Here is a 6,956-nt window from a genome sequence, read left to right on the forward strand (position 1 = left end):
ATTTTTTTAAGCAGTCAACCGTATGGTTGGCTGTTTTTCTTTTTTTATGACTGCTTTATTCGTGGAACCTTGTTATAATAGGAGATGAAAGTGATTAGAAAAATGATCGTCTTCTGTTTATAAGGTGAAGGTTGACATGCCCCTTGGGGACAGGAGTATCATATAGATAAAGGGGGTGCAAGATCATGTTAAGAAATGATATTCATAAAATAACAGGTTTAACTCGAAAAGCACTAGAATACTATGAAGAAAAAGGTTTTATTCATCCTCGAAGACTAGAAAATGGGTATAGGGAATATTCGGAAAAGGATGTAGAGATTCTGAATAAGATTGCCTTGTTTAAAAAATTAGGGCTAACCATAACAGAAATAAAGGACTGTCTGAAGACAGATGGGGCTACTGCATCTATTTTTCTCAGAAGAAAAGAGCAGGAACTAGAAAGTGATAAGAAACGGAAAGCAGTGTTCGATCTCTATATAAAAGGAGAAAACACGGATCTGATCAATGAAAAACTTACGGTCATCGAAGCTGAGGACTCCATTTATAAGAGACTCGAAAGAGCATTTCCAGGATACTTAGGTCAATGCTTATTTGCTGCCTATCAACCTTTTTTACAAGAGCCTTTGTCAAAAGATGGAGAAGAGGCATTTGAGAAGTATATTCAATATTTAGATAGCCTTCCAACCTTTAAATTAAGCAGAGAAGAACAGGATTATATTGATGAACTCAGTTCTAGTTTTAATATGCAGACCCTAAAAGACGTTAATGAAGCCAAGATAGCTGCGGTAGAAAATTATGAAAAGTGGCATAATGAAAATAAGGAAACGATTTCTATTTATGATAGCTATTTGAACAGTGATGATTACAAAACAAGTCCAATGAAACACATTCAAGATCAACTGAAAACATTTTTGGTCGACCATCACTACTATGAACTCGCTATTCCTCTGATTAGACAATTTAGTAAGAGTTACGATCATTATTATAAAAAACTAACGGAGGCAAGTGACTTTTACTTAAAACAGAGAGGAGATGCTCCACAATAAATTGGAGATCGATAAACTTCATAAAATTTAACGACTAAAATATAGAGTGAGGGTTGACTTACCCTTGCTCTATTTTCTGAAATCCTTTAGTTGTACTTTCCTCTACATAGGTGTATAATGTGTCCTTAGATAAACAAATGAGGAGCTTACTATGGAATTAAAAGATTTTACAGAAAAAGAACAAGAACAAATCAAGCAAGGATTGAGCACGGCTGAGCTTTCTGATAAGGAAGCAGCGAAGAAATTACTTGCTCTTGTACCGCAAGAATGGATTAAACGTATTCCTTTCTTTGTCAGAGGGCATGCGACGACCAAGACAGTTGAGCGTGTAGCCAAACAATACCCTGAACTCTATGCCGTGGCGAAACGTCAAGGGGACCTTCCTGAAAAAGAAGGCGAAGAGCTCCGCAAAATTATGACAGCTATCTTTGAAGAAAAGATGAACAAACATAAGATTAAATAAGAGTTTTAAAGGAAATGTATTTATTTCTACAATTACGATTAAACATTCCGTAAAAAAGACAATATCAGTTTTCTGAATTCCAGAATTCTAATATTGTCTTTTTTCTTATTTTTTATGCTAAATCAAATTAGACTTGTAATCTTATTGTTTGCCAGTCTCCTTACATGAATGTTCAGAAATCCATTTTGAGTAGATTGCTAACTTTTCATCAGTTAATGATTCCACAGCTATTTTAACACACATCTCAACGGCCTCTTCAACTGTGACAGAAAAATGATAACCATTTAATCGTAAAAATTTCACCAAAACGTAAAAGGCTGTTCGTTTATTGGCATTGGCAAAAACATGCTTTTTTATTAATTGAACAAATAAAATTGTTGCCTTATCAAAAATGGTTGGATATAGGGGCTTTCCAAACACAAATTGTTCCGGTAAGTTGACAATCATATTTAAGGCTGAAGGACTAACGAGCTTGATTTGTTCACTAGGAGAATATCGTTGAATAGCTAATGCATTAATATTTTCTATTTGCTTTTCTGTTAGATAGACTGTCATTTTTCCACCAAAGCCTTGAAAATATCATCGTATTCGTCAAAAATCTCATCTATATTTACATCAAAATCTTTATCAGATACATAGGATACTTGATCGTTAGACTCTTCAGGTGTAAAAATAATTTCCCCACTTGGCAATAATTTCGCTTCATATTTAACACCACTTGGGATATTAAATTCGCTTGGTATTGTAATAGTGATTGAATTTCCTTGTTTTCTTGTTTTTACTACCATTTGCCTACCTCCTCAGGAGTATTATATCAAATAATTACGGTAATTACAAAGAAGTTTAAAAATGTTATTAATGCCCAGCACCCTCAACTATAGTTTTAAATTCAGTATTATAGTAGAGAGTTTTTTCTTTCTGTTTCAATCTATTTATTGATATAATGAAGCTAAGAAACTTTAAAATAGATGATTCTTACAACAATTATTAGAAGGAACCATTTTATGAAACCATCTAAAAAAATCATGCTTCTTACTAGCTGCGTCTTGGCGATCTTTGCTTTAGCGGCTTGTGGTAGCAACCAAAAGCAATCTAAGGAAAAGAAGGAAAGTTCTACTGTGCAGAAATCTAGTTCAGACAAAGAGCGCTACAAGGGCACCTACAGCAACCTCAACAGCAAGGCGAGTGTCGAAGAAGTGAGGACTCTCTTGTCTGCTTATTTGGATCAGGACAGTGTAGATAAATTTTTGGGTCTGGTAACAGATTACGATAGCATTGTCGGCTCGGTCGGCTTGACGGGTGACTTCAGCACCTTCAAGAAAACAGACTACAATGTTGAGAAGATCAGTGACTTGTGGACCAAGAAAAAGGGCGATTTCGTCGGGACCAACTGCCGGATCAATAGTTATACTCTTCTGAAGAACCGCATCGAGATTCCTAAGATGAAAGCGGATAGTGAACTCTTGTTCGTGGATAATGATGCCATTGACAAAGGAAAAGTCTTCGATGAGGCAGACAAGGAAGCCTTTAACATTCTGTATTCACGGGTTCCGACAGAGGCGACAACGGATGTCAAGGTCCATGCCAAGAAGATGGAAGAGTATTTTTCTCATTTCAAGTTCAATGAAAATGCGCGCATGCTTTCTGTCATCGTTCATGACAACCTAGATGGTAACACACTATTTGTCGGGCACGTCGGTGTCTTGGTTCCTGCCAAGGACGGCTATCTCTTTGTCGAAAAGCTGACCTTTGAAGAACCCTATCAAGCCATCAAGTTTGCGACCAAGGAAGATGTCTACAAATACTTAGAGACCAAGTACCAAGACTACACAGGCGAAGGTCTGGCTAAGCCCTTTATCATGGATAATGAAAAATGGGTTGAGATGAAGTAGAGGATGAAAGACAGCGTGTTAGAATTTAGAAAGATAATGGAGAATGCTCCGATTCTATTTGTGCTAGTTTTCTTGCTCTTTTTCACTGTTCTACTTTACCTGAGAAGAAGGGCAATCGTGAAACGTAGTGGAGGTCCCTTCTTTGCCCCTTTCCATATTAGCCTTGGAATCTTCTATATCCATGTCGCTCTGTGTTTCAGTCGGCGAATGATCCCACTGAAAGAGATCAAGCAAATCACCTATGCAATTTTTCGTGGACGATCTGGTGGCGGGGCTCGCTATGCTTTTTATATCGAGCTTAGAAATGGAAAGACTATTCCCTTCTTTTTTGGAAAAAGTAAGCGGAATGAAGAGCTAGTGGAGAAGCTAAAACGAAATGCAGGTAGGTATGGGTTTAAAGTAGATAGCACTGGAAATTAATCGAAAGAAAAAGGAATCGCGAATGAATAGAAAGCAAGCCCTATCCATGTATTTGATAGGGACCTTTGGTCAAGTATTAGGAGTCAGCCTTCTGGTTTGTTTTTTAAGAGCAGGAGGAGTCAAGGTTGATTTTACATCACCATTTGGGATCATCGCTATTATTGTAGGTGGCTTGTCATCAGCTTTGTGGGGCAGTCTTGCAAGCATTAGTTACCATCAATCTAGTTTCAAACAAGTTCTAAAAGATTTTTTTCAAGTCAAAGACAGTTTAGCTAATTATTGCTTGGTGCTCGTTTTCTTGTTGCTTGACTTTTTCCCATTTATCTTAGGTGGTAAGATCACCACTCAATCGTTGGTCTTGCCATTGGTGCTCTTTTTAAAGGCTCTTCTTTTTGGTGGGATTGAAGAAATTGGCTGGCGTTATTTCTTTCAACCAACTTTGCAGGAAAAAATACCTTATTTTTCAGCTACTTTGATCACCTTTTTAGCTTGGTCTAGTTGGCATCTACTATACTTTTATATCGACGGTTCTTTAGCTGTCATTCAATTGTTTCCGTTTCTAGTAGGTTTGCTAATTAACTGCTTTATCTTATCGGCCTTGTATCATAAAACGCAAAATTTATGGCTCAGTGTCATGACTCATGCCTGTATCAATTCCTTGTCTCAGATTCTAGTGAATGAAGAGGTATGGCTATCTATCGTCAGTAAAATTCTTATTATTAGTTTAGCAATCTGGATTGCAAGAAAGAAGTATGTAACTGTAAAGGAGGAAAAATGAACAAATTTATTTCAAAACGATCAGTTGCTATCTGGTATGCATTGACTGCTCTCCTTACTACAGTTCTAGTAGGGCAAGTGATCCTTTGGTTTTTCCCGGATGGAAGTAGTATGGGGGCCTCACTCCTGTTTATCCTAATGAACTTGATTCCCATGATTGTGGCTGCTGTCTTTTCTCTTGTGTTGAGTGAAGTCAACTCCTTGGGTGAATTTTTCAAAAAGGTCTTTCTTCAAAAAGAAAGTTCCCTATCTTGGATCCTAGCTTTCTTCATCCCCGTCATCTATTATGGGATTTCCATCCTGCTTATGAACGTTCGCTTTACTGGGAACTCCTTCTTGGCCTTCTTCCTATACTTCCCTTGGACCTTATTATATGGCGGTTTGGAAGAAGTCGGTTGGCGTTGGTTTTTACAAGATCATCTTTCCTTTAGTAAGCACTTTATACCTAAAATGATGCTTCTTTCCATTGTCTGGTTCCTCTGGCATATCCCTATTTATCGACTCCCTTGGATTACAGCAGGTTCGTCCAACTATCTCATCTTTTACCTGATGATTTTAGGGAATACCTTCCTGTTTGGAGCGCTCAAGGAGTACTCGAAAGGAGCTGTTCCTTGTATCCTCGCTCATATGCTGATCGATAGTCTAGCTGTCCTCATGCTGGTACAGAGCTCTCTTCCTCAGATTATCCTTCTGGTTATTTTCGAAATCCTAGTAGCCTCTTGGCTGGTGGCTGCACGAAAATCAGAGAAATAGAGTTGTATCTTTTTTGGTGGGAGTCTGTCATCTTTAGCCTTTAGGACTTAAATGTAGAGTCCATAAAATGCTATAATCAGTTTAACGAAGATGCTAGAGATAGGATCAAAGTATCAACACAGTGTTATTCTTATCTATAAAGAGAGAGGGAAAAGGCCATGCAAAAAACCTTTCAGTTGTTGCGAAGAGGAGATTTAGAGGGAGTCCGTCAGATATTGGATAAAAAGCCTGAAGAAGTCAATGCTGTTTCGGGTGACAAACCTAAAAGAGATCAGGGACAGTCGCTCCTTCAAGTCGCTATCAAATCGGGACATTTAGATATTGCAAATTTACTCATTGATAGAGGAGCAGATCTTAACTTTATTGAAGAGCCGACAGAGCTGAATCCATTTTGTCAACCGGTCCTCCAAACAGCGGGTGGACGGGCTGTATTTGACTGTAGGCGCATGATCAAACGCTGGAATGGCCAATATGAGATGTATTCGTCTAAAGAAAAGGCTGACCAGTCTTTCAAGGTTTTTGAGAAAATGTTGGAACTTGGGGCAGATATCTCTCAGAAGGACAGCCATGGTGGGACTTTGTTGCAAACTATTTTAATTGAAACCAAGGAAGTGTTGCCATCTTATTATTGGAAAACAAAAGAAACAAGCGATAATGTCCTCATAACGGATGAATTACGTCATGATTTAAATCGTATTTATGATCTATTAATTCGTTACGGTGTGACTGCGGACGAAATAGCGGTCTATCAGAAGATTCCTCTCAAAGAACTTTACCAAGACAGTCCGACCATGGAGTTCTTAAATCGGTTAGATCAGAGCAGAGCTTAATAAGCATTTGAACTACTAGTTAAAAGAGCCTCGGGGCTCTTTTTGTTTGGTCTGACAAAGTTGAAGCAGTAGGAAAATGTTAGACCGGATTTTCTTAAAAAAATGGATACAAATCCTAGATGAAATAGAGTATACTAGTTGATGAAAGAACAAGATTTTTAAGTACCTAATTCAGGAGGGCAGTTTATGTCTCAAGAAACTTTCATCATGGCGATTGACCAGGGAACCACTAGTTCGCGGGCTATCATTTTTAACAAAAAAGGCGAGCAAGTTAGCTCTAGTCAAAAGGAATTCACTCAGATTTTTCCGCAGGCTGGTTGGGTGGAGCACAATGCCAATGAGATTTGGAACTCGGTTCAGTCGGTGATTGCTGAGGTCTTTATTGAAAGTGGCGTCAAGCCCAATCAAATCGAGGCGATCGGCATTACCAATCAACGGGAGACGACAGTTGTTTGGGATAAGAACACAGGCCTTCCTATTTACAATGCTATTGTCTGGCAATCACGGCAAACTGCTCCACTGGCTGAAGAACTTAAAAACCAAGGCTATGTAGAAACCTTCCACCAAAAGACAGGTCTAGTCATTGATGCCTACTTCTCAGCGACTAAAGTTCGTTGGATTTTGGACCATGTAGAAGGGGCGCAAGAGCGTGCGGAGAAGGGCGAATTGCTCTTTGGAACCATTGATACTTGGCTGGTCTGGAAGCTGACGGATGGAGCTGCCCACGTGACAGACTATTCCAATGCTGCCCGTACCATGCTTTACAATATCAAGG

At 38.7% G+C, this 6,956-nt stretch carries 9 protein-coding genes and 1 pseudogene; 8 read left to right on the plus strand and 2 right to left on the minus strand.

The genetic code is table 11. The annotated features are described in order from the left end of the window. Positions 1-185: 185 nt before the first annotated feature. Entirely contained in the window at positions 186-1,046 is an 861-nt protein-coding gene (locus SPADD19_RS05885) for a MerR family transcriptional regulator (protein ID WP_061455504.1), read from the plus strand. Between the two features lie 151 nt (positions 1,047-1,197). Then, a complete protein-coding gene (locus tag SPADD19_RS05890) occupies positions 1,198-1,509 on the plus strand; it encodes a hypothetical protein (protein WP_003003574.1) in 312 nt (103 codons plus the stop codon). A 141-nt stretch (positions 1,510-1,650) separates the two neighbouring features. Here the strand turns inward: SPADD19_RS05890 and SPADD19_RS05895 are convergent, their stop codons facing one another. Together SPADD19_RS05895 and SPADD19_RS05900 are read right to left on the minus strand one after the other, a co-directional pair. Further along, positions 1,651-2,064, minus strand: coding sequence for a type II toxin-antitoxin system death-on-curing family toxin (locus SPADD19_RS05895; RefSeq protein WP_003003613.1), 414 nt, complete (start codon positions 2,062-2,064; stop codon positions 1,651-1,653). Further along, the gene (locus SPADD19_RS05900) at positions 2,061-2,297 is read right to left on the minus strand and encodes an AbrB/MazE/SpoVT family DNA-binding domain-containing protein (protein ID WP_003003313.1); all 237 of its coding nucleotides are present in this window, start codon (positions 2,295-2,297) and stop codon (positions 2,061-2,063) included. The genes SPADD19_RS05895 and SPADD19_RS05900 overlap by 4 nt, the downstream gene beginning before the upstream one ends. A gap of 216 nt (positions 2,298-2,513) precedes the next feature. Here SPADD19_RS05900 and SPADD19_RS05905 point away from each other — a divergent pair, with 216 nt between their 5' ends. The 6 genes and pseudogenes from SPADD19_RS05905 to SPADD19_RS12670 form a co-directional block, all read left to right on the plus strand. Next, complete coding sequence (locus tag SPADD19_RS05905) at positions 2,514-3,401, plus strand: DUF4300 family protein (protein WP_061455505.1); 888 nt, start codon at positions 2,514-2,516, stop codon at positions 3,399-3,401. Positions 3,402-3,404: 3 nt separating this feature from the next. Beyond that, a complete protein-coding gene (locus SPADD19_RS05910; RefSeq protein ID WP_061455506.1) occupies positions 3,405-3,821 on the plus strand; it encodes a hypothetical protein in 417 nt (138 codons plus the stop codon). Positions 3,822-3,843: 22 nt separating this feature from the next. After that, positions 3,844-4,599 (plus strand): CPBP family intramembrane glutamic endopeptidase, encoded by a 756-nt coding sequence (locus tag SPADD19_RS05915; protein ID WP_061455507.1) that lies wholly within the window; start codon positions 3,844-3,846, stop codon positions 4,597-4,599. After that, positions 4,596-5,351, plus strand: coding sequence for a CPBP family glutamic-type intramembrane protease (locus tag SPADD19_RS05920; RefSeq protein ID WP_061455508.1), 756 nt, complete (start codon positions 4,596-4,598; stop codon positions 5,349-5,351). Before SPADD19_RS05915 ends, SPADD19_RS05920 begins: the two co-directional genes overlap by 4 nt. 158 nt (positions 5,352-5,509) lie before the next feature. Continuing rightward, a complete protein-coding gene (locus tag SPADD19_RS05925) occupies positions 5,510-6,181 on the plus strand; it encodes an ankyrin repeat domain-containing protein (RefSeq protein WP_061455509.1) in 672 nt (223 codons plus the stop codon). Positions 6,182-6,427: 246 nt separating this feature from the next. Continuing rightward, positions 6,428-6,956: pseudogene (locus SPADD19_RS12670) on the plus strand (FGGY family carbohydrate kinase); the annotation flags it as partial.

The organism is Streptococcus parasanguinis (genome assembly GCF_001578955.1).
GTDB lineage: Bacteria > Bacillota > Bacilli > Lactobacillales > Streptococcaceae > Streptococcus > Streptococcus parasanguinis_U.

Excerpts from the sequence above, each read along its gene's own strand:
- SPADD19_RS05900 (WP_003003313.1), bottom strand. The coding sequence starts at position 2,297 with ATGGTAGTAAAAACAAGAAAACAAGGAAATTCAATCACTATTACAATA.
- SPADD19_RS05895 (WP_003003613.1), bottom strand. The coding sequence starts at position 2,064 with ATGACAGTCTATCTAACAGAAAAGCAAATAGAAAATATTAATGCATTA.
- SPADD19_RS05925 (WP_061455509.1), top strand. The coding sequence starts at position 5,510 with ATGCAAAAAACCTTTCAGTTGTTGCGAAGAGGAGATTTAGAGGGAGTC.
- SPADD19_RS05905 (WP_061455505.1), top strand. The coding sequence starts at position 2,514 with ATGAAACCATCTAAAAAAATCATGCTTCTTACTAGCTGCGTCTTGGCG.
- SPADD19_RS05915 (WP_061455507.1), top strand. The coding sequence starts at position 3,844 with ATGAATAGAAAGCAAGCCCTATCCATGTATTTGATAGGGACCTTTGGT.
- SPADD19_RS05920 (WP_061455508.1), top strand. The coding sequence starts at position 4,596 with ATGAACAAATTTATTTCAAAACGATCAGTTGCTATCTGGTATGCATTG.
- SPADD19_RS05890 (WP_003003574.1), top strand. The coding sequence starts at position 1,198 with ATGGAATTAAAAGATTTTACAGAAAAAGAACAAGAACAAATCAAGCAA.
- SPADD19_RS05885 (WP_061455504.1), top strand. The coding sequence starts at position 186 with ATGTTAAGAAATGATATTCATAAAATAACAGGTTTAACTCGAAAAGCA.
- SPADD19_RS05910 (WP_061455506.1), top strand. The coding sequence starts at position 3,405 with ATGAAAGACAGCGTGTTAGAATTTAGAAAGATAATGGAGAATGCTCCG.